The organism is Azospirillum sp. A29 (genome assembly GCF_042604625.1).
Lineage (GTDB): Bacteria > Pseudomonadota > Alphaproteobacteria > Azospirillales > Azospirillaceae > Azospirillum > Azospirillum palustre.
Genome location: NZ_CP170460.1, coordinates 1,046,969 through 1,067,167, shown reverse-complemented (window position 1 = coordinate 1,067,167; position 20,199 = coordinate 1,046,969). Strand labels below are relative to the sequence as shown.

Here is a 20,199-nt window from a genome sequence, read left to right as displayed (position 1 = left end):
CCCGGCAATAGACTTTGTTACCGGTCTTCTGCACCGCCCACGTTCGGCGCGTCGACCGGATCGGCGCCGTCAATCAGATGCTTGTGCCGCCACACCCGGGGAACCTCTCCTGTCACTCGGCGGAAGATGCGCGAAAAATGCGACTGGTCGGAGAAACCGCAGTCGAGCGCGATCTGGGACAATGGCATGGTCGTGGTTTCCAGCAGCTCCTTAGCCCGATCGACCCGCCGACGCACGATGTAGCTGTGTGGCGGGCAGCCGAAGCTGTCCTTGAAGCTCTGACAGAAATAGCCGCAGCTGAGCTTCGCCGCCGCCGCCAGATCGCGGTTGCGGATGGAACTGGCCAGATGGGTGTCGATGTAGGCGGTCACCCGCCGCACCTGCCAAGCCGCCAGCCCGGTCTTCGCCAATGCGGCCTTCTCCGGCCCGTTCGCGTGACCGGCATCGTCCGGCATAAGGATGGCGCGGTCCAGTTCGCCATCGCCACCTTGCAGCCGCGCCAGGGCAAGCGACAGGCACTCCTCCACCGACTGCCGATCCGGCTCGAGCATGTCGCGCACGACCCGTAGAAGCCAGTCTGCCGCCGCGGCCAGCTTGTCGCCATTGTCGGCATGCTGCCCGTGCGGTCGCAGCCCAACGGAGACTGGAACCGGCGGCACCGGAAAACGCTGATGCGTCTCGAAAGCAGCCGAATGCATATCGCTCTCCTGCAGAGGGTCACCTTGAAGGCGACAGTGCCGGAGGCGCGGGTGTACCGGAACCCATACTCAGGTATCGATTTCAAACCGGATAGGGGCCGGGTTGGCGAACTCCTGCTCCGGAAGCCGGCGGGGCGAGGTGTTGCCGCACCTGCGAGGGGTGCGGGTGAGGCTTCGCCATCAGCCGGCGGTGGCAGGCCGACGCCGTCAGGGTCGCAAACGCTGCCTACAGCCTGCCCAGAAGTGCTGCCGCCTCCCGGAGGTCGGGGGTGTCGTGCCCTTCGGAAAAGCTGTTGTGAACGGAAGAAAGGACGGATGGGGCATCGGGGTGACGCCCGGTCTCCAAATGCCACCTGACCATGCTCATCGCCGTTCGCAGGCTCCAGGACCGAGCCCCCTGTGCCTCTGCGATCTCCATGGATTGCCGAAGCAGCGCCTCCGCCGCCTCCACTTCACCAACGTTTTCGGATTTCAGGCGGAGCAGTTCGGCCGTCGCCCAATTGTTCGAGCCGTCATTCACCTCATCCAGGATGGCCGGCGTGATCAAGCGCGGCGCGACGGTCGCGAGCATCCGGATCCGCTTGTTCCGGTATACGTCGGCAAACCGAGTAGACCAGCGGAGTGCGGCAATCCGATGATCCGGACACTGCCGCGCCTCCAGCGCCAGCTGGTAGCACAGCCCATAGGTGCGCCAGACGAACAGCGAGCCTTCACTGGTCTTTTCGACCAGCAGGCTGGCGTAGCGCTCCGTCAGATCGTAGTCCCCGCACCAGAAGGCCACCGGGCAGGCGCCGAGCGACAGGGCGAAGCACAAGGAGAGCGCGTGCCCGGACGCCAGCGCCAGCTCCACCGCCTCGTGCATGGCCTCCCGCGCCCGGTCCGGCTGGCCCTGGATCCAGGAAATGCGCGCCAGATGGGTGTGGGAGACGATCCGCTGTTCGAACTGGTATCCCCTCAGGCTCGAACCGGTGGTCGGGGCCGGCGCGCTCAGGCAGCGTTCGACGAAGTCGCGGGCGCGGTCGAATTCGCCCACCGTGATCAGACCGAGCGCCATCATGCGCTGGTGCATGGACTCCGCCCCGGGATCGACCGGACTTCCCAGGAGATCCCCGAAGCGCTCCGCCGCCTCCAAGGCGTCGTGGTCCTTCTCCAGCGCCAGATAATAGAGCCACAGCCCCCACAGGGCGCGGCGCTGGCATCCGACGTCGCCGAGCTGCTGCGACAGTTCGAGGCTGCGCAGCAGCACGGCGCTGACCTCCGGCGCGGGGCCGAGCGAGTTCCAAAGCGCCGGCCCCAAATGAGCCGTGATCGCCATCTCCGACTTCAAGTCGGGCTGCGGTTGCCGCCGAACGACCTGGAGCACCGTCTCGGCGCGCCGGCGGAATTCGTCGGTCAGCGACAGCTGGAACCACATCGGTGCCGACGCGACGGTCAGGTCGACGGCGGTCGCCAGATCCCCGGCCGGCGACAGGCACCATTCCAGCGCGCTGCGGACATCGTCCACCCGGGTCCCATACACGACATTCCAGGCCACTGTGTTGGTCGACTGTGATCCATCCAGCATCCGGCAGAGATGCCGCGCCAGATTGCGGCAGACCACGTCCGCCTCACCGCTTTCCTGAAGCCGTTCCGCCGCATATTGGCGGGTGGTTTCGAGCAGACGGAACTGGACGCTCTGCTGCCGGTGCTCCACCGACAGCAGCGACTTCTTGGCCAGTTCCGAGATTCCCTCAACGACATCCTCCTCCGAAAGCGCTCCGAAGGCCGCAACGCCGATGGCCAAGTCGCCGGTGAAGGACCCGCGGATCACGGAAAGTCGACGCAGGACGACGCGCTCGCGCTCGTCCAGCAGGCGGTGGCTCCACTCCAGCGTGGCCCGAAGGGTCTGGTGACGGGGCAGCGCGGTGCGACGGCCGCCGCGCAGAACGTCGAAGGCCCGGTCGAGGCTCGCCGCCAAGCCGTGGATGCCCAGCAGCGGCACGCGGGCCGCCGCCAATTCCAGGGCGAGCGGAACGCCGTCCAAGTGGCGGCAGAGTTCGGCGGCAACCGGCGCGTCGGCATCCGACAGGCTGAACATCCCGTCGCCGGACGACACCCGCTCAATGAACAGCTCCACCGCCGGATAGGTCAGCGCCTGTTCGGCGGTCAGCGTGTGTTCCTGCCCCGGTGGAACCGACAGGGGCGGCAGGCGGTAGACCCATTCGCCCTGCGCGCGCAGTATCTCACGGCTGGTCACCAGGATATCGATGTCGCGGGCGGTCGTCAGGATACCTTCGACGACGACGGCGACCTCCTCGATCAGATGCTCGCAATTATCGAGGATCAGCAGGGCGTCCCGCCTCTTGACCGCCGTCAGGAACCCTTCAAGGGCGCCCTTGCCGCCACCGGGCAACTTCATCACCTGCGCGATGGTGGCGCACACCAGCGTCGGGTCCGACAGCGTGCTGAGATCGACGAAATGGACCCCGTCCCGGTGGCTGCCGGCGGACAGCTGCGCCACCTCGATGGCGACGCTCGTCTTCCCGATGCCGCCGACGCCGGTGATGGTGACAAAGCTCTTCTCCACCAGCTTCCGCACGATGTCGTCGATCGTCTCGTCACGCCCGATCAGGCGGTCGATGTTGCGCGGCAACAGGCTTGACAGGTCGACCTGAGAAGCGGGCGGAGGCGCGGCGGCTTCCTCTCCGGTCTCGGCCATCGGTGTCAGGAACGTCCCGACAAAGCGGTAGCCCTGCGCCGGAATGTTCTCGATGTAATCCGTGCCGACATCGTTCTTCCCCAGCAGCTTGCGCAAGGAGCCGATGTGGACGCGGATGTTCGCCTCCTCGACGAACAGACCGGGCCAGACACGGGCCATGATGTCACGATTGCTGACGACCGCACCGGCCTGTTCCAGCAGCAGGGCGAGAATGGCCAGGGGTCGGCTTCCCACCTTGACGGCCATGCCGTCCTTCAACAGCCCCCGCATCGGGGAAAAGCGGAAGGGTCCGAAGGTGACCTCGCCCTGCTCGATGGCAGGGACTGTCATGGACCGCGGTTGGGAAACCTCGGAACGGGGGGATACGGACGTGTCAGCCAAAGGTCGCGTCCACCGTCCCGCCAACGGGAAAGCGGTGACACAACCTCCGGCACGGCTCCGTCTTTTTCAGGTCATCGAAGGCAAAAGAAAGCGTCATTTCCCAGCGCTAAGCATACGTAAGACTTCACCATGATACGTATGCTTTGCCGTAGGTCAACGCATCATAACGTGGCATGGTGCGGTGCCATAGGTATGGTTCCGCACTGGGCATCAACGACCATCGGCGCCATCCTCCAGCATGCCGGCTTCGACCCCGATGGTGTCGGCCCAGCGGCTTCTCACCAACTCTATCGCGCGCTGCCGGGTGAAGGCGCCGGACACGATGATCGCGGAGGGAAAGGCTGCGCGAAGGCGGTCGGCGGCGCTGCGGTCCTCATAGGGCAGATGGCCGAGCGGAGCCCCATCCCCAGCGGTGCGGACCAGATGAACGAAGGGAATCTCCTGCCCGGCCAACGTGGTAAGGAGCATGGTGAACAGCGCGACGGGGTCCGAATCCGACATGCCGCGGAATTGGCCGAACGGCGACAGGCGAACACCGACCCGCTCCGCCGTCCAGACGCTGGTTACCGCATCGACAAGTTCGCAGAGGAAGTTCAACCGGTTCTGGATGGAGCCGCCATACCGGTCCGTGCGCCGGTTCACCCCGTCCTGAAGGAACTGGTCGGGAAGTGTGCCATCCGCCGCGTCGAGTTCCACGCCATCGAACCCAAGGCGCTTGGCCTGCTCGGCCGCGCGGCAGAAATCCGTGATGATCGCATCAATGCCGGTGCCGTCCAGGGTGGCGGCCCGGACAGGGGCGTATCCCGGGTGGCACAACCGCACCACCACCTTGGCTTTCCTGGCATGTGCCAGGCTGATCGCCGCAGCCCAGGCCACAGCCACCCTGGGCTCGTCGAACCCCTCCAGGACGGGGGCGGTCGCCGCCGTGGCGGAAACCGGCACGGGGGGCGTTATGACCAACCCACCGGGCGAGACATGCGGAACGCAGGCCACGTAATCGGTCACCGAGCAGCGCTCGCCGATCCGCCTGTGGTCGGTCCCCGCCGACATGACGACGCGATGGGCGAGATCGAGCGCACCGATGTTGATTGGGAGGAACAGCTTTTCCATTCCGGCACCTTCCACCGGATCAAAACCGCATCGCGGTGCGACCGGACGCCGGAGCTTCAATCACGCCAGACACGGGCCAAACGAACACGAGCCAAACGAACTCTGCCATGCCAAGCTCAGCCATGCCGGACCCGGACCTGCTTGTCACTTTGCACCGTCCTCAGCCCCGGGGCTGAGCGGAAGGCGGAGACCGGAGCCGCATTGGCGCGCTTGGGAAACGATGGCGGGGTGGACGCCGCGCGCACGGACGCCACCAGCTCAACGATGCGGTGTGCCATGTCGTCGGCACGGTCCATCTCGGCCTCGATCAGCCGGGACATCTTCTCCGCGTCGGGGCAGGCAGGACCATTGCGCTCCGTCCAGCGCCGCCGGGCGTCCGACGCCAACCGGATGGAGGTGACGGCATTGACGAGGATCCTGACGTAGGAGACATAGGTGTTGATCTCCACCTCGCCGAATGCGTGCGGTTGCATCGCGAAGGTTTCGGCTTCGGGCCACAGCTGGTGCGGCGACATCGACGATGCACCAGCGTCATGGGCGGAAAGGTGAGCCATGGCCCCTGCTCCTGTCTGGGTTGTTCTGACGAGAGTGTGGCCGGGCGGTGGACTGTAAGCGAGTAAAGCGTTGTAAAGGCCGGTGCCCCTTTACGCGCATCAGCGCCCTTCTCCCCACGCTTGCGAAGGAGCTTGGCAATCAGGCGGAAGCTCCGCAATATTCTTTTGTATGCAAGTGCCATTGGGCTCCCGACGGAGATGCGGCACGCCCGCTGCCTTTGATTTGATTGATGGAATTGACCATGACGGTAAATCGGCGGAAAGTGCTGGCGGCCTCTGCGGCGGGCATGTTCCTCGCCTCGGTAAGGCCACTGGGTGCACAATCGCAGGACGCCCTGTCCATCGTGCTGCCCACCCACTTCATCCTGGCCTTCATCGATGTGCTGTTCGCACAGGCTGCCGGATATTTCGAACGGGAAGGGCTGCAGGTCGGCATCGAGGAAGGCCGAGGCTCCTCCATGGCGTTGCAGCAGGCCCTGGGTGGAAACGCAACGATCGCCCGCATCGGGGCGGTCGATCACATCCGGGCCGTCGGGCAGCCGGCGGGCCGCGATCTCGTCGCCTTTGGTACGGTACAGCAGACCTCCCCCTGGTTCGTGGTGAGCCTGCAGGACAAGCCGGTGACCGGGCCGCAGGATATGGCGGACCGGACCATCGGCATCCAATCGGTCGGCGGCACCACGGAAACGCTGCTCGACATCATGCTGGCTGCCCGCGGCATCGATCGCGCCGGTGTCCAGCGGGTGGTCGTGGGTAACTCGCCGGCCGGGGTCGATCTGATCCGCCAAGGCCGGATCGACGCCTATCTCGTGACCGCCAGCATCGCGGTCGCATTGCGGAAGAGCGGCCAGCCCGTGCATGTCTGGAACACGGACGAGGTCGCCCCGACGCCGGGCTTCTGCTATTCCGGCAAGCGCAACGTGATCGAGCGGCACGGGGCCCTGATCCAGCGTTACGTTCGCGCCGTCCGCACCGCGATGCTCGACCTGATCGACGGGAAGGTCGCCGTCGCCGACGCGCTGAAGGCCATGGAGCGCTACGACATGGCCGAAGCCCGCAACAGCGAGCTTGCCGCCGCCATCTACAAGGAAAACGTCGCCTTCCTGGTGGCGGACGGCCGGGAGAATCTTTTGCGCAATGTGCCGGGGCGCTGGCAGAGCGCCTACGACCTCATGGTCTCCTGCGGGTTGGCACCGCCGAACCTGAAGCAGGAGGATCTTTACACCAACCGGTTCATCGACGCGCTGTGACCGGGATCGGCAGCAGCGGGCGGTCGCCTCTGATCACCCTGACGGAGGTCGGCAAGACCTTCGATGTCGGCGACGGGACGGTGCCGGCGCTCCTGCCCAGCAGCCTGTCGATCGCCGACGGCGAGTTCGTCGTGTTTCTCGGGCCGTCGGGCTGCGGCAAGACCACATTGCTGCGCATGATGAGCGGGCTGCTGGAACCGACTGCGGGGACCATCGCCATTGCCGGAAGCCCTCTATGGGACAAGGGGCGCTGCCGGAAGGGGATCCGGTCCCGACTTGGGCTGGTTTTCCAGGAATCGTCCCTGCTCCCCTGGCTGACGGTGGAGGAGAATGTCAGGCTGCCGCTGGACCTGCGTGGGCTGCCGCGCGCGGAGCGGCTGTCCGGCGCGCGGGCGATGCTGGCGCTGGTCGGCGCCGCCGACATCGGCGCCCGCATGCCTCACGAGATTTCCGGCGGCATGCGCCAGCGGGTGTCCATCGCCCGGGCGCTGTCCTACGATCCCGATGTGCTGCTGATGGACGAGCCCTTCGCGGCACTCGACGCGATCTCCCGCGAGGCCTTGAACATCGAGCTTCAGACGCTCTGGCTCGCGACCCGCAAGACCATCGTCCTGGTGACGCATTCAATGGCGGAGGCGGCCTTTCTGGCCGACCGGATCTTCCTGTTCTCGCCGGGGCCGGGTCGCATCGACAGCGTGATCGACGTGCCTTTTCCGAGGCCACGCACCCGCGATCTCACCTATTCGCCGGAATTCCAGCGGATGGTGCGCGACCTGCACGAACGATTGGCCAGGCTGATGGGGCAACCATGAAAAAGGTCCGGTTGCGCGATACGGTCTGGCTGCCGTGGCTGGTCACGCCCTGCCTGCTGGTGGCTGGGCTTCTGGCATGGCACGGATTCGTCACTGCCTGGGGTGTCTCCCCCTTCATCCTGCCCGCGCCCCGGCCGGTGCTGGAGGAGTGGGTAGCGCTACTGTCCAGCAGGCGGGCCTGGAGTCACACGGCCATGACCTTCGCCGGTTCCGTGGCCGGCTTCCTCCTGGCGACCGTCCTGGGCGTGGCCGCGGGCATCCTGCTCTCGCTGTCGCCGACGCTGGAGCGCCTGTCGAAACCCTTCATCGTCGCCTTCCAGGTTCTTCCGAAGGTGGCGCTGATACCGCTGTTCGTGGTTTGGATGGGATTTGGTCTCGGCCCGAAGATCCTCACCTCCGCCATTCTGCCCTTCTACCCGATCATGATGAACACGCTGCTCGGCATCAGGTCGGTGCCGGACGGGTTGCGCGACGTGATGGCCTCCTTCGACGCCAGCCGCTTCCAGCTGCTCCGTCGCCTGGAGCTTCCCTATGCCCTGCCCTTCATCGTCACCGGCTTGGAAGTGGGCATCGTCCTGGCTCTCGTCGGCACCGTCGTGGCGGAATTCATATCCGGAAGCTATGGGCTGGGGTACCTGCTGGTCAGCCGGATCAATTCCTACGAAACCGCACAGATGTTCGCCATCGTCCTGCAGCTTTGTTTGCTGGGGCTCGTGCTCTACGCCGGGGTGGCGGGGCTCCGCCGGCTGCTGGTGCCGCGCCTCACGCCGCCGCGCTCCAACTGAGACCCGCCCCACCGACGATAAGGCCGGCTAGACCCGCCGCCCGTCATTGTCGGTGCCGGACATGCCCAGCCGCTCGACCGTCTCATCGGTGCTCCACAGGGCATTGGCCAGCCAGCGGAAGTTGATCAGCGCAGCCAGATAGCCATCGCCTTCCGGCAGCTTGCTGGCGGCTGTGGCGTCGCGCACCACGGCGACCTCGAAGCCATGCTCGACGAAATCGCGCAGATGCGATTCAACGCAGAAATTGGCGGCCATGCCGGCCAGGATGACCTGATCCACCCCGCTTCTTGCGCAGTTGGAACAGCACGTCGTTGGTCTGCGGGCCAGCGATCTTGTGGGGCGAACAGACGATGGTCCGCCCATCCTGGATCAGGTCGTGGTATTCGGGCATCCAGTCAGCGCCCGATCCGGCGAAGACCTCGAGCGACAGCGGGTCGCGGCGATCGAACATGCGCAGTTTGTGCATCAGCACCTCGCCGGGGGCGGCATGGTCCCAATCATGGTCGTGCGGGTAGTAGTAATGCGGCGAAATCACGACCGGGATACCGGCACTCTTGGCGGCGACGAGCAGCCGGCCGATGTTGCCGACGGTGCCGTGCTCGGTGATGCTCTCGCCGAAGGCCCCCCAGGCGGCGCCCCGTGGGCTGAGAAAGTCGATCTGCGGGTCGGTGATGACGAGCGCGGTTCGGGCGAGGTCCAGGACCATCTCGCCCTTCGGCAGCGCAGGGGATGCGGGGTCGGCATAGGCGGCCGGAATCCGGGTGGCCATGGTGAACTCCTTCTTTACAGGGGATGAAATCGTGAGGAGAAGATGACGGACGGGCGCGCTCAGGCGTCGCCTTTCAGGACCGCCGACGCCGCGCGCGACCGGTGCAGGCCATGGGCGACCGCCCAGGCGACGGCGAAAAGAACGACGATCAGCAAGCCCAGGCTGTCGGACTCGTCCTTCAGCAGGCCCAGGAGGCTCCAAACTCCGCCGTCCAGGCCGAAATGCGCGCCGATCAGGCCCAGCAGCTCGGTTCCGCCGATGAAGCCGGCGAGAAGGGCGGACAGCAACGTGATGCCCATGTTGTAACGCAGCCGGCGGGTGGGACGGGCGGTTGCCCAGCGATAAGCTCCCAGCATCAGCAGCCCGTCGGCGGTGTCGACCAGCAGCATGCCGGCGGCGAACAGCAGGGGAAAGACCAGGATCGTCGCGAAGGGCAGCCCGTTGACCGCCTGCGCGGCGGACAGCCCGAACATCGCGATCTCGGTCGCCGTGTCGAAGCCCAGCCCGAACAGCACGCCGAGCGGGGCCATGTGCCAGCTCCGGCTGATCAGACCGAACAGCGGCCGCAGAAGCTTTGCCAGCAGCCCCTGCCCGCCCATCATGCGGTCCAGTTCCGCCTGATCCGGCGAACCGCCCGCCCGCAGCGCGCGATAAGCCCGATAGACCGACCGGAAAACCAGGATGTTGAGCAGCGCCACGGTCAGCAGGAACAGCGCCGAGATGCTCGTGCCCAGATAGCCGCCGACCTCCTGCACGCTGCGGAACAGCTCCAGCGAGCCAGCCGTGGCGCCGACCGCCGCGGCCACCAGCACCACCAGGGCCGAATGGCCGAGCGCGAAGAAGAAGCCGACAGCGACCGGGCGTTCTCCTTCCTGCATCAGCTTGCGCGTGACATTGTCGATGGCGGCGATGTGGTCGGCGTCCAGCCCGTGGCGCATGCCGAGCCCATAGACCAGCAGCGCCATGCCGAACAGCGCCGGATCGCCACCGAAGGACAGGACGGCACCGAGCCAGCCGCCGGCGTTCAGCAACAGGACGGCTGCGGACACCAGGACAAGCCGGGCTTTCAGGCCGGGGCGGCCGAGGACGGCCGAGGGTTTCGGAAGCGGACTCATGACGCTTCTCCTTCGACAGGGGTGGGAGCCGCCCCGCCAAGCGAAAGCGACCTTTTCGGATAGGCGATGGAAATCACCAGAAAGGCGGCAAGCGCCCCCGCCGATTGCGCCAGGACATAAAGCAGCGCCGATCCGCCCGACAGCGCCACCGGCCCGCCGGTGAACAGCGCCCCGAGCGTCACCGCCGGGTTGGCGTAGGAACCGGACGGCGTCGCCAGGATGGCCGCCGTCAGCCACGCGCCGACGGCGAAGGGACCGGTCTGCGCCCGGCCGCTGCGGCTGCATCCGAACACGATGATCATCAGACCGGCCGTCGCCACCGCCTCGCTCAGCAGCGGGTTGCCGAACGGCAGGGCGGCGACGGCCTGGGTCCGAACGCCGAACAGCGCGTCGGCCAGCATCGCGCCTGCCACCGCACCGGCGCTCTGCGCAACGACATAGGCGATGGTGCAGTCGAGCCGCCTTCCACCGGCCAGCCATTGCAGTACGGTGATCAGCGGGTTGAAATGCCCGCCCGACACTGCACCGAAGGCCAGGATCAGGCCAATCAGGCTTCCGGAGGTCGCCAGTGCGCCGGGCAGCGGGCCGCTTCCGGCCAATCCTCCTGAACGCAACACGGCGTCCCCCGCTCCTGCCACCATCAGCATCAGCAGAAGCGTGCCGATTCCCTCGACCGCCGCCCGGCGGGCCAGCGCCACCCGCGGATCGCGCTCGACGAAGCAGGTCGCGGCGGCGGCCGGCCGGGCCACGCTCATGGCTGCGGAGCGGGGTGACGCGCCGCGACCTCGTCCATCTTGCGGGCCAGATCCTCCGGGGTCAGCAGCCCCTTCTGGAAGAGGATGTTGGAGAAGGCGACGATCCAACGCTCGTAATAACCAAGCGCTCCGACCATCTCCGACCCCAGCGCCTCGACGCCGCGGCGCTTCTCCTCGGTGTTGATGATCTTGCGGAAGTCGAGCACGTCGGCCAGCGCGTGGCAGCGCTTTTCCCACGGCAGCAACTCATGCTCGACCTGCTCGATCGGTCCGGCGGACAGGCCGCCGATGTCGTTGGGCAGACGCCTGACCAGCTGTTCGCCACCGCTCATTGCACCGTCCTCCCCGTGGGAGCAGCCACCGGGACCACGCCGATCATGGCGTCCCTGGTCACCAGCGCCGCCAGACTTTCTTCATCCATACCGTCCGTTCCGGCCGGCCGGCGCGGCAGCACGAGGTAGCGGACCATGGCAGTGGAATCGCTGACGCGGATTTCGACGTCTTCAGGAATGACGGTCCCGAACTCGGCCAGCACCGCCCGCGGCTCCACCACCGCGCGGGCACGGTAGGCCTTCAGCTTGTACCAATCCGGCGGCAGCCCCAGCACCGGGCGCGGGTAGCAGGAACACAGGGTGCAGACGATCAGGTTGTGCACCGTCGCGGTGTTCTCCAGCACGATCAGCCGGGTGTCGTCATAGAAGCTGATGCCCAGCTCCTCGCACGCCGCCCGGCCGTCGGCGAGAATGCGGTGGCGGAATTCCGCATCCACCCAGGCACGGGCGACGACCTTGGCCCCCAGCGCCGGCGTTCGGGAATCCAGAACCTCGATCTGCCGGCGGATCTCGTCGGGACCGATCATCCCGCGTTCGACCAGCAGTTCACGCACCGCGGTTTCCATGACCTCGTAGTAACCGGGCGGGCTTTCCTGCCCGATGGGGGCATGCGGATGGGCATGCCCATGCTGATGCCCATGCTGATGGCCGTGTTGGTGGCCGTGATCTGAGTCGGTCATCGGGTCAGGCCCTTTCCAGCCAGGTCTCGTAGATTTCGATGCGCAAGCCGTCCTGTTCCGGACCGGCATAGTCGGGCCACACGTCGGTCAGCGGGATGGCGACCCGGTAATAGTGTCGCTTGGCGCCGGCATTGCGGCCGTACGCCTCCTGCTCGTTGTCGATGGCGGCGGGTTCGATGACGGCTTCGACCGTGCCGGTCTTGCCGCGCAGGTAGGCCGGTACCCGGTAATGGCCGATGGGGCTTCGGGTGAGGATGCGGACGGCGTCGCCGGGCCGGAAAGCCGGCTCCTCGCCAAGCGCCGTCACGATGCCGGGCAGCGGCGCCGTTCCGGCCGGTTCAGCTTGTCGGTTCACGCAAACCTCCTTTTGCGACAGGGCCACGGGCTGGCCGACATAAAATTTTGCAAGGGATTGCGGGGCGGACAGGGTTCCAGGGGAGGGAGCCCTGTCCGGCGCGATCAGCCGGCGGCGCGGGGAAACTCCACCGGTTCCGTTCCCGAAAGCGAACGGATCGTCATGATTCGTCTTCAGGAACCATGGCGGCGATGTTGCCCGTCCAGGTCAGGATCGTCTTGGACAGGGCACCGCTGATTTGAACGCTGCACGGTTTCGACACCAAGCGGTCCGCGACATCCGGCTTTCGTTCAAATCGACGTGGCTTTTCACAAGATCGGCAGGCGGTTGATGGGAAGAGTCGGGCAAGCCAGTTGGGGGACATCCCGGCACACCCCCATACAAATGCGAACAAGGCCGACTGACATGTCCCACACGCTCCGTGTCGGTCACATCGACCTCAGCTTCCACGACGCAGCTGCCCGCGCGGTGGAGAGCATTCTCGGCGCTAACGGCCATCGGATCGAAAGCGCCGCCGCACTGCATGAGGAGATGTTCCAGCGGATGGTACATGGCGAGATCGACATATTGGTCTCGGCCTGGCTGCCGGCCAGCCACGGTGCCTACCTCGCCCCCTTCGAGCGGGAGGTGACCAAGATCACCGTTCTTTACGAGCCCTACTGCATCTGGGGCGTACCCGATTGCGCGCCGGAGGATGAGGTGGTGGAGGTCGCCGATCTGCTGAAGCCGCCAGCGCTCGACCGGATGGAGCGGTTTATCCAGGGCATCAACCCCGGTGCAGGCATCAGCCGCTTTTCCAGGGCCATCGTCGCGCAGTACGAGTTGGGCCGCGCCGGCAATGAGTTTCGCACCGGCACCGAAGAGGGCTGCTTCGGCCGCTTTATCGAAGCCGTCGACGGAAAGCGCTGGGTGGTGGTGCCGCTGTGGCATCCGCAATGGCTGCACAACCGCTACCGCATCCGGGCGCGGGCGCGGGCGCGGGCGGAGCTCCAAAGGACTTTTGAGCGGCCAGGACAAGGCTACCCTGATCGTCCACAAGGAGGCCGAGGCGCGGATCGCACCTGCCGCACTCGCCGCCCAGGCGGCCCTCCATTTGGGAAATGCGCGGGTCAGCGCGCTCGACGACCAACTGCGGCAGGCATCCGTCGCCTCGGCCGCTTGAAGGGCGCCCGTGAACGGGCCCGCTCACCCCCTTCCATAGGAAAGACGACCCATGAAATCTACACTCTTCGCTTTGGCCTTCTGCACGTCAGCCGGTGCCCTCACCGCGCTCCTTCCCGCCGCCGTCCAAGCCCAACAGAAGATCGAGGTCGTGGCCAACTTGACCGGCGCTATGCCGACCGGCGTCACCGTGGCGCCGAACGCCGACTCCCTTGAGGTCTTTTACGACCCAAACCACCCAGAACATGCCGATATGAAGCGAAGGGCAGGACGCGCCTTCCACCCGGAAAAGTTTGACCTCACCAAAACCGATCGGGCTGTTCGAGCCGCCGTTCGATCCGCAAAATGTCGAGCGGCACTCTTACGGTACGACTGACCGATCCACATGCGGCAGGACAAGGTAATTGACGTCCGCCGGACATCGAAATTGTCGTCACACACACGGCTCCATTCCCGGCTGGACGTTTCAAGCCTGCGATCCGGCGCGGACGGCCGCCTCAAGCGCAGCGATGTCGATTTTGCGCATCGTCATCATAGCGTCGAAGGCGCGTTTTGCCGCGATGCCGTCGGAACCCGTCGTCAACTCGAGCAGCCGCCTCGGCGTGATCTGCCAGGAGAAACTCCATCGGTCCTTGCACCAACCACATGCGCTCTCAGTGCCGCCATTGGTGACGATCGCATTCCAGTAGCGATCGGTTTCTTCCTGGCTTTCGGTAACCACCATGAAGCTGACCGCTTCGTTCGCCGTGAAATTCGGTCCACCGTTCAGACCCGCGAAGCGCCGGCCGAGCACCGTGAATTCGACGGTCAATTCGGCGCCTTCGTGCCCACCGGGAAAATTGCCGGGCGCCATGTTCACACGGTCGACATGGCTGTCGGGAAAAGTGTCGGCGTAGAACTTGGCCGCTTCGGCGGCTTGGCCATGGTCGAACCACAGGCAGGTTACGAGATCGGTCATATCCGGTACTCCTACTGGCTTGGTTGCTTCCGCGCTGGCGTGCGGCGATCGGTGCCGCACTACATGTTGATTTCGGGTTCGACCAGCTTTGCGAATTTTCGCAGGCTTTCCTGCCAGCCGAGATAGCAGGCCTCCAGCGGGATCGCGTCCGGCACGCCCGCCTGCTCGATCGCCATGTCCGTACCAACCGACACGGCCCTCAAGGTCACGGTCACTTTCATCTCGCCCAGCAGGTTGGGATCATCGAACCTGTCCGTGTAGACGAGCCGCTCGTTGGGGACGAGTTCGAGATATTCGCCCCCGAAGGCGTGGCTGTGGCCTGTGGTGAAATTGCGGAACGACATCCTGTGCGTGCCGCCGACCACGGCATTCAGTTCATGTACGGTGCAAGTGAAGCCGTGGGGCGGCAGCCAGCTGGCAATGGCGTCCGGCTCCACGAAGGCCCGGTAGACTTTTTCCGGCTTGGCACTGACGACACGATGCAGGCGGACGGTGTTGGGCATGTCAGTTCACCTTCGTTGCGGGGTTGGAGCTTTTGCCGCTGTCCGAGCGGAACAGAAGCGTCAGGTAGCGATGGAGATGGTCGATGCTGTCGGCGGCGATGGACGCACCGCCCTTGGCCTTGGCGAGGACGAAGGCGCCCTGGAGAACGGCTTGGGTGTGAAGTGCGAGGCTTTCGGCACTCCAATCGGCGTTCACACCATATTTCCGCATGGCTTCGCGGATGTCGGCTTCGAGTGTCCTCGCATGGCCGGCGATATTGCGGGCGCATGCGGCCACGATCTCGGGACGGGTCTCATAGGCTTCCTGGGTGATCATGCCGGCGAAACAGGTGAAATCGGGAAGGTCTCCGGCGAGCAACTCTTTGCGGAATTCCAGGTAAGCGAGCAGCCGGTCCAGCGGGTCTGCGAGATCATGGTAGGGCGCCCGTGCGAACAGGCCGCCGGTCACAGCATCCCAATGGGCGACAGCCGCAAGCATCAGGTCGTCCTTGCTCTTGAAGTGATGGAAGAAGCTTCCTTTGGTGACGCCGGCCTCGGCGCAGAGATCCTCGATCCGCGTTGCCGTATAGCCCTTGGTGCGCACGACCTTCAGCGCCGCGTCGAGAAGTCTGGACTTTGAATCAGGCTGCATGTCGATCACCCACCCACCATACCCACTGGTTGGTTTTTTGTACCGACTGGTTGGTATGGTGTCAAGCGGATAGAGTGCGCCTGCCGGTGATCGCTGGAAAATGTTTCCTCAATCTCGACCGCCGGATGTCGGCGGATGCACCCGACGTCTGGGCTGGCTCTCGCGGCTTTCTTGGCCAGGCGCGGCGGATAGATGCCGTGCGCCGCTATGGAATTTCGTGCGTTAGAGTGAAGCCGGATCAAGCGGGACCGCGTGAACCGGTTGCACGGAAGATCGGAAGCGCAGGGTTCTTCCGGCGCTTCGACAAGCACCGGAAGAACCCTGGTTCCAAGTCCACGATGATCCATCCCTTCATTTGGCGATCGGCTTCACGCGTCAGATCGAAGCCGAATTCACGCAATCCGTTCTAATTGCCGAACCAGTCTCCAAGAGCCGTCAGGAGGCCTTCGGTGCTTCCTTCTCCGACCCATGCCACATGTCCATCCGGTCGGATCAGGACGGCGGTCGGAGTCCGGACCATGCCGATGACGGGAAGCTCGCACACCCCCTCAAATTCCACATCGACCAGCTTGACGCGCTCCTTCCACGCGTCGATGGCCGGGAAGCCCGTTTTCCCGAAATCGAGCAGCACCGGCCGCGCATCACGCAGGAGCGCGAAGACCCGCGTCGGCCCCTCGGCGGTGACGATGTCCAGATCCGGTATGCGACGGCCGAGCAGTGGGTGCCCCCCTTCCGGGCCATACCGGATGTCGAGGCCGGACACCATGGCGGAATACCACCTCCTCGGCTCGTCCATCTGCATCGTCTTCGCCACGAACGCCCGGAGCGCCGTTGTGTGTTCGTCGCCGCGGTTGAGAGCGGTCAGCGCCAAAGTAAGCTCGAGCAGCGCGGCTCCGACCGGGTGCCGCTCCGCATGGTAGGTATCGAGCAGGCTTTCCGGCGAAATACCCTTCACCACCTGGGCCAGCTTCCATCCGAGGTTCACGGCGTCCTGCAGCCCGACGTTCAGCCCCTGCCCGCCAACGGGAGAATGAACGTGCGCGGCATCTCCCGCAAGCAGGACGCGGCCCTTCCGATAGGCCTCCGCCTGTTGCGCCGCATCGGTGAAGCGCGACATCCAGGTGATCCGATGGATGCCCATGTCCGATCCGTAGGCGGCTGTGAGCGCTGCCCTGAGTTCCTCCTCGCCGGGGCTTTCCCCCCGCTCCAGCCGCTGCTCCGTCACTATGCCGCGCACGCGCGGCCCCTCGTCGAGCCGTCCGAGGGCGTACAGGCCGTGCTCCCCGTACCGGATGCCGAGCGGCGGTTGATCCTCCATGTCGGCCTCGAAGATGAGATAGCTCGCCCGCGCCTCGGTTCCCGGAAAGCGGATGCCCGCCGTCTTGCGGACAAGGCTGCGGCCGCCGTCGCAGCCGACCAGATAGCTGGAACGGAACCTTCGTCCGTCCGTCAGATGGAGGTCCACGCATTGTTCGGTGTCGGCAAAGGCCGCCATTTCGCACCCGCGATAGAACGGCACCCGCAGTTCGGTGACCCAGTCGGCCAACCCGCGCTCGATCTTCTCCTGCCAGAGTCCGAGCGTATAGCTGTGGCGGGTCGCCCGGTCGCTGGCATCGAGGATGATGCCGGCAAGGGCGACCGAATGGTGCTTCGTTCCCTGAGGGAGGAACTTGTCCGTTATGCCGCGCTGATCAAGCAGTTCGATCGCGCGGGGATGAAGGCCGCTCGCGCGCGACCCCTCAAGGTCCTGGTTCTTGCGCCGCTCGACTATCGCGACATCAACCCCCGCGAGCGCCAGTTCGCCGGCCAGCATCAACCCGGTTGGACCGCCTCCGACGATGATCACGTCGTGTTGGGTCACCTGCATCGTGCCACCTCATAGATTCGGTCGATGACCCGTCTTGTAGTGAATGGCGGGGGGCTTGAAGCAAGAGCCTTGCGCAACCTATCTAAGAAATGCGGGAGTTCGGGTGTTTTCCATTCCGGGGTCGCGGCGACAGGAGCGTCATCGGGGCATTTGCGGGCATCCCGATACGAAGCCGAAAGACCTCCATGGGAATGAGCCATATGGCTGCGCCGGCCGCCCCGGTCCTTTTGCGCGACGAGCATGAGCATCCCTGACAGCGACGCTGGAGGGCCCGGGTCACCGGATCGAAGCAAGCGACCGGCTACGCCCACTAATCGAGCGGGTGGCGGTGCGCTTCGGCACAGCCGATGCCCGAGGGGTCGAGATAACGCTGGAGGGTGATCTGATGGCGTTGCTCAGCCTCGGGCTGAGTCCGAACGCACCGAAGGCCGGCGCTGCGGGAACGGCCGGCCTTCGGACGTAGGTGCGTTCGGAAATGGTTGGTTGCGGGGGCGCGAAGCCACCGAGAGTTGACTCTGCCTCCAGTGGCGATCTGATCGCTCAATTTATGTGCCTTCGCGGAAGATAAGACTGTCCGCTTTGCGCCAGGAAGATCGCCGATGTCTAAGAGGCGGTTTCCAGAACCTTCATCCGATGATCACCCGTCCTGAAACCCGCTGATCTGCTGTCGGTTTCCTGTGTCTTTGGCGCAGAGAGGCAGGTATGGGACCGACAATTGCGGACTTGGTGGCGGGGATCATCGACCGGATCGAGGATAGGCCTGTCGGCCCCGGGCGCCCACCGATGCCCACCGTGGAGGTCATCGAAACACTCCGCTTCTTCCTGCGCGAGGGCATCCAATGGCGCGAGCTGCGGGCGGTGGACGGGCGTGCGTCGGGCTTGACCCTGCGCCGCCGTCTGGATGAGTGGCATGGGGCCGCGTTGCTTCAGCGGGTTCATGCCGTCCTCGTGCGTATGGCGCGCTCTGGTCCTGACGTCGCCGCGTGGGACGTCGTGGTCGACAGTTGCTCGGTACGGGCCAAGCACGGTGGTGAGCTGACCGGCCCGAACCCGACCGATCGCGGCAAGTCCGGGACCAAGTACCACGTCGTCATCTCGACCGACGGCTTGCCACTGGCGGTCATGCCGTCTGCCGCCAATGTCCATGACACCATGCTCTTTCCGGACTTGCTGCGCTTGGCTCAGGTCGTCTGCACCGCCATTGCCAAGCTCTACGCCGATGCAGGCTATGACAGCGCAGACAACCGCTGGCTCTGCCTGCGTGACGGGGTTCAGCCGCACATCCGCAAAATCGGCGAGACCCATGGCTCGGGTCTCGGCAAGGTCCGACGCGTCGTCGAGCACGGCTGTGCTTGGCTGCTCGCAAACAAACGCCTCGACCGAAGACACGATCGGTTGGGGCGGATCATCCTCGCCCAGCTCACCGCGGCCGTCATCTTCATCATCGCAAACCGACTCAGCAAATTCTGAAAACCGCCTCTTATGCAGCGCGCCAGGCGCTCGCAGACGCCCAGAAGCCGATCAATCTCCGCCAGCAGCGGAACGCCGGCATCGGAAGTGAGACGGCCGCCATCGAAGGCGGCGTGAACCGGCTTGCCGGCAACCGGTGACAAGCCGGGCAGAACCCCGGTACTCTCGGCCATGGCGGGCGTGAACTCCGTTGATCCGTGGTGAAACTGTTTCAGCATCAGAATCATACACGAATTCAGTGGATTAGCCTCGCGTCCGCCGCCCAAGCTTCAGCTCCGGTGAATTATCCGGCTTGGTGCGCATAGGTGCCGACCAGTTCGGCTTCGCCCAGCAGGTGCTTGCCGGCCTCCTTGCGCACCTCGTCGACCGTCGCCTTGGGCCCAAGGCCAAGCGCGTCCACGTCCAACGCCATCAGGCTTAAGCGGTAATGGTGCGCAGCGTGCCCGCGGGGGGGATTGGGGCCATCGTAATGGGCGTGACCATAATCGTTGATGCCGTGCCCCAGGCTTTCGGTCTTGGCGCCCTAGGTGGTGCCTTCGGGCAGACGGTCGCGCTCGGCGGCGATGTTGTAGACCGCCCAGTGCTGGAAGGTCTCGCCCGCCTCGCCCGGCGCGTCGGGATCTTCGACGATCAGGGCATAGCTCCGAGTGCCGGCGGGAGCATCCGACCATTCCAGCGGCGGCGAAACGTTGTCGCCGTCCGCCGTGTGCCTTGGCGGAATTGTCTGGCCATTTGCGAAGGCCGGGCTGTGCAAGGTGAAAGCCATGCTATCGGTCTCCAACGCCGGTTCCCAATGTTTGTCGCCGACCGAAGCGTCCCGTTCCTTCGGCTGACCCGGAACCTCGCTGCGGACAGCCGGCCGTTGCCGGAGTTCGGAGGAGGGCTTCACCTCGGCGGAGCTACCCGGTGTCTCATGCAACCATTCCCGTTTCACGCAAATGCCCATCTGATGCTCCCAAGCATGCCTGTCGTGTGAGAGGCTCCGGCCTGCCGTGGAGCGGTGGGCCGGAGGTGAGCGGTCGAGCTTGCCGCCGGTGGAGGGCCTGGCGGCGGTGTGCGGATCATCCTATGCGGGCGATCGTCACCCTCCACGGCGCGGCAGGAGATTCGAGGAGCGCCGGAATTGACGCCGCCGGGCGGGTCGCCGCGCACCTGCTCTCCCGCATTCACGAAGAAGGATCGTTCCGCATCGCCGGCCGGCCATCCGGCGTGTGCCCAAGGGGGATCTCATGCAGAAGCCCTCAGCGATGCTGCACGACGGGCGCCTGCACGAGAGCGACCGAACCACGCAGCCCCGGTAACGGGCAGCCGCCTT

General features: G+C 65.4%; 20 protein-coding genes and 1 pseudogene. 5 read left to right on the top strand and 16 right to left on the bottom strand.

The window, feature by feature from the left end:
* Positions 1-17: 17 nt before the first annotated feature.
* From ABNQ38_RS04695 to ABNQ38_RS04680, 4 genes are all read right to left on the bottom strand, one after another.
* A complete protein-coding gene (locus tag ABNQ38_RS04695) occupies positions 18-698 on the bottom strand; it encodes a helix-turn-helix transcriptional regulator (RefSeq protein WP_377805943.1) in 681 nt (226 codons plus the stop codon).
* Between the two features lie 226 nt (positions 699-924).
* Positions 925-3,726, bottom strand: coding sequence for an ATP-binding protein (locus ABNQ38_RS04690; RefSeq protein WP_377805942.1), 2,802 nt, complete (start codon positions 3,724-3,726; stop codon positions 925-927).
* Positions 3,727-3,987: 261 nt separating this feature from the next.
* Positions 3,988-4,887: a hypothetical protein gene (locus ABNQ38_RS04685; protein WP_377805940.1), complete on the bottom strand. Its 900-nt coding sequence runs from the start codon at positions 4,885-4,887 to the stop codon at positions 3,988-3,990.
* A 116-nt stretch (positions 4,888-5,003) separates the two neighbouring features.
* The gene (locus ABNQ38_RS04680) at positions 5,004-5,441 is read right to left on the bottom strand and encodes a hypothetical protein (protein ID WP_377805939.1); all 438 of its coding nucleotides are present in this window, start codon (positions 5,439-5,441) and stop codon (positions 5,004-5,006) included.
* 242 nt (positions 5,442-5,683) lie between these two features.
* On the opposite strand from ABNQ38_RS04680, the gene ABNQ38_RS04675 reads away from it, so the two are divergent.
* From ABNQ38_RS04675 to ABNQ38_RS04665, 3 genes are read left to right on the top strand one after another with little or no spacing between them, the layout of a single operon-like run.
* The gene (locus tag ABNQ38_RS04675; protein ID WP_377805938.1) at positions 5,684-6,691 is read left to right on the top strand and encodes an ABC transporter substrate-binding protein; all 1,008 of its coding nucleotides are present in this window, start codon (positions 5,684-5,686) and stop codon (positions 6,689-6,691) included.
* The gene (locus ABNQ38_RS04670) at positions 6,688-7,503 is read left to right on the top strand and encodes an ABC transporter ATP-binding protein (protein WP_377805936.1); all 816 of its coding nucleotides are present in this window, start codon (positions 6,688-6,690) and stop codon (positions 7,501-7,503) included. Before ABNQ38_RS04675 ends, ABNQ38_RS04670 begins: the two co-directional genes overlap by 4 nt.
* Positions 7,500-8,288: an ABC transporter permease gene (locus ABNQ38_RS04665; RefSeq protein WP_377805935.1), complete on the top strand. Its 789-nt coding sequence runs from the start codon at positions 7,500-7,502 to the stop codon at positions 8,286-8,288. The genes ABNQ38_RS04670 and ABNQ38_RS04665 overlap by 4 nt, the downstream gene beginning before the upstream one ends.
* 27 nt (positions 8,289-8,315) lie before the next feature.
* Here the strand turns inward: ABNQ38_RS04665 and ABNQ38_RS04660 are convergent, their stop codons facing one another.
* From ABNQ38_RS04660 to ABNQ38_RS04630, 7 genes are read right to left on the bottom strand one after another with little or no spacing between them, the layout of a single operon-like run.
* A complete protein-coding gene (locus tag ABNQ38_RS04660) occupies positions 8,316-8,567 on the bottom strand; it encodes an isochorismatase family protein (RefSeq protein ID WP_377805934.1) in 252 nt (83 codons plus the stop codon).
* Positions 8,521-9,057, bottom strand: a complete 537-nt coding sequence (locus ABNQ38_RS04655) for an isochorismatase family protein (RefSeq protein ID WP_377805933.1) — start codon at positions 9,055-9,057, stop codon at positions 8,521-8,523. The genes ABNQ38_RS04660 and ABNQ38_RS04655 overlap by 47 nt, the downstream gene beginning before the upstream one ends.
* Before the next feature lie 59 nt (positions 9,058-9,116).
* Positions 9,117-10,172, bottom strand: coding sequence for a HoxN/HupN/NixA family nickel/cobalt transporter (locus ABNQ38_RS04650; RefSeq protein ID WP_377805932.1), 1,056 nt, complete (start codon positions 10,170-10,172; stop codon positions 9,117-9,119).
* Positions 10,169-10,927 (bottom strand): aquaporin, encoded by a 759-nt coding sequence (locus tag ABNQ38_RS04645; protein WP_377805931.1) that lies wholly within the window; start codon positions 10,925-10,927, stop codon positions 10,169-10,171. Before ABNQ38_RS04645 ends, ABNQ38_RS04650 begins: the two co-directional genes overlap by 4 nt.
* Positions 10,924-11,259, bottom strand: a complete 336-nt coding sequence (locus ABNQ38_RS04640) for a hypothetical protein (RefSeq protein ID WP_377805930.1) — start codon at positions 11,257-11,259, stop codon at positions 10,924-10,926. Before ABNQ38_RS04640 ends, ABNQ38_RS04645 begins: the two co-directional genes overlap by 4 nt.
* On the bottom strand, positions 11,256-11,939 hold the full coding sequence (gene nthA, locus ABNQ38_RS04635) for a nitrile hydratase subunit alpha (protein ID WP_377805929.1): 684 nt from the start codon (positions 11,937-11,939) through the stop codon (positions 11,256-11,258). The genes ABNQ38_RS04640 and nthA overlap by 4 nt, the downstream gene beginning before the upstream one ends.
* Positions 11,940-11,943: 4 nt before the next feature.
* The gene (locus ABNQ38_RS04630; RefSeq protein WP_377805927.1) at positions 11,944-12,294 is read right to left on the bottom strand and encodes an SH3-like domain-containing protein; all 351 of its coding nucleotides are present in this window, start codon (positions 12,292-12,294) and stop codon (positions 11,944-11,946) included.
* 405 nt (positions 12,295-12,699) lie between these two features.
* Between ABNQ38_RS04630 and ABNQ38_RS04625 the strand changes: the two genes are divergently transcribed.
* Entirely contained in the window at positions 12,700-13,671 is a 972-nt protein-coding gene (locus tag ABNQ38_RS04625; protein ID WP_377805926.1) for a glycine betaine ABC transporter substrate-binding protein, read from the top strand.
* 250 nt (positions 13,672-13,921) lie between these two features.
* Here the strand turns inward: ABNQ38_RS04625 and ABNQ38_RS04620 are convergent, their stop codons facing one another.
* The 4 genes from ABNQ38_RS04620 to ABNQ38_RS04605 all read right to left on the bottom strand — a co-directional run bounded on the left by ABNQ38_RS04620 (position 13,922) and on the right by ABNQ38_RS04605 (position 17,414).
* Positions 13,922-14,413, bottom strand: coding sequence for a VOC family protein (locus tag ABNQ38_RS04620; RefSeq protein WP_377805925.1), 492 nt, complete (start codon positions 14,411-14,413; stop codon positions 13,922-13,924).
* A gap of 59 nt (positions 14,414-14,472) precedes the next feature.
* Complete coding sequence (locus ABNQ38_RS04615; protein ID WP_377805924.1) at positions 14,473-14,916, bottom strand: SRPBCC family protein; 444 nt, start codon at positions 14,914-14,916, stop codon at positions 14,473-14,475.
* Position 14,917: 1 nt separating this feature from the next.
* Complete coding sequence (locus ABNQ38_RS04610) at positions 14,918-15,547, bottom strand: TetR/AcrR family transcriptional regulator (protein WP_377806220.1); 630 nt, start codon at positions 15,545-15,547, stop codon at positions 14,918-14,920.
* 406 nt (positions 15,548-15,953) lie between these two features.
* Positions 15,954-17,414, bottom strand: coding sequence for an FAD-dependent monooxygenase (locus ABNQ38_RS04605; RefSeq protein ID WP_377805923.1), 1,461 nt, complete (start codon positions 17,412-17,414; stop codon positions 15,954-15,956).
* A gap of 702 nt (positions 17,415-18,116) precedes the next feature.
* On the opposite strand from ABNQ38_RS04605, the gene ABNQ38_RS04600 reads away from it, so the two are divergent.
* Positions 18,117-18,884, top strand: a complete 768-nt coding sequence (locus ABNQ38_RS04600) for an IS5 family transposase (protein ID WP_377805922.1) — start codon at positions 18,117-18,119, stop codon at positions 18,882-18,884.
* A gap of 283 nt (positions 18,885-19,167) precedes the next feature.
* Here ABNQ38_RS04600 and ABNQ38_RS04595 read toward each other — a convergent pair.
* Positions 19,168-19,650, bottom strand: a pseudogene (locus ABNQ38_RS04595) (YbhB/YbcL family Raf kinase inhibitor-like protein).
* Positions 19,651-20,199: the final 549 nt, after the last annotated feature.

Excerpts from the sequence above, each read along its gene's own strand:
- ABNQ38_RS04650 (WP_377805932.1), bottom strand. The coding sequence starts at position 10,172 with ATGAGTCCGCTTCCGAAACCCTCGGCCGTCCTCGGCCGCCCCGGCCTG.
- ABNQ38_RS04620 (WP_377805925.1), bottom strand. The coding sequence starts at position 14,413 with ATGACCGATCTCGTAACCTGCCTGTGGTTCGACCATGGCCAAGCCGCC.
- ABNQ38_RS04690 (WP_377805942.1), bottom strand. The coding sequence starts at position 3,726 with ATGACAGTCCCTGCCATCGAGCAGGGCGAGGTCACCTTCGGACCCTTC.
- ABNQ38_RS04685 (WP_377805940.1), bottom strand. The coding sequence starts at position 4,887 with ATGGAAAAGCTGTTCCTCCCAATCAACATCGGTGCGCTCGATCTCGCC.
- ABNQ38_RS04655 (WP_377805933.1), bottom strand. The coding sequence starts at position 9,057 with ATGGCCACCCGGATTCCGGCCGCCTATGCCGACCCCGCATCCCCTGCG.
- ABNQ38_RS04680 (WP_377805939.1), bottom strand. The coding sequence starts at position 5,441 with ATGGCTCACCTTTCCGCCCATGACGCTGGTGCATCGTCGATGTCGCCG.
- ABNQ38_RS04665 (WP_377805935.1), top strand. The coding sequence starts at position 7,500 with ATGAAAAAGGTCCGGTTGCGCGATACGGTCTGGCTGCCGTGGCTGGTC.
- nthA (WP_377805929.1), bottom strand. The coding sequence starts at position 11,939 with ATGACCGACTCAGATCACGGCCACCAACACGGCCATCAGCATGGGCAT.
- ABNQ38_RS04615 (WP_377805924.1), bottom strand. The coding sequence starts at position 14,916 with ATGCCCAACACCGTCCGCCTGCATCGTGTCGTCAGTGCCAAGCCGGAA.
- ABNQ38_RS04675 (WP_377805938.1), top strand. The coding sequence starts at position 5,684 with ATGACGGTAAATCGGCGGAAAGTGCTGGCGGCCTCTGCGGCGGGCATG.
- ABNQ38_RS04600 (WP_377805922.1), top strand. The coding sequence starts at position 18,117 with ATGGGACCGACAATTGCGGACTTGGTGGCGGGGATCATCGACCGGATC.
- ABNQ38_RS04625 (WP_377805926.1), top strand. The coding sequence starts at position 12,700 with ATGTCCCACACGCTCCGTGTCGGTCACATCGACCTCAGCTTCCACGAC.
- ABNQ38_RS04605 (WP_377805923.1), bottom strand. The coding sequence starts at position 17,414 with ATGCAGGTGACCCAACACGACGTGATCATCGTCGGAGGCGGTCCAACC.
- ABNQ38_RS04695 (WP_377805943.1), bottom strand. The coding sequence starts at position 698 with ATGCATTCGGCTGCTTTCGAGACGCATCAGCGTTTTCCGGTGCCGCCG.
- ABNQ38_RS04610 (WP_377806220.1), bottom strand. The coding sequence starts at position 15,547 with ATGCAGCCTGATTCAAAGTCCAGACTTCTCGACGCGGCGCTGAAGGTC.
- ABNQ38_RS04645 (WP_377805931.1), bottom strand. The coding sequence starts at position 10,927 with ATGAGCGTGGCCCGGCCGGCCGCCGCCGCGACCTGCTTCGTCGAGCGC.
- ABNQ38_RS04640 (WP_377805930.1), bottom strand. The coding sequence starts at position 11,259 with ATGAGCGGTGGCGAACAGCTGGTCAGGCGTCTGCCCAACGACATCGGC.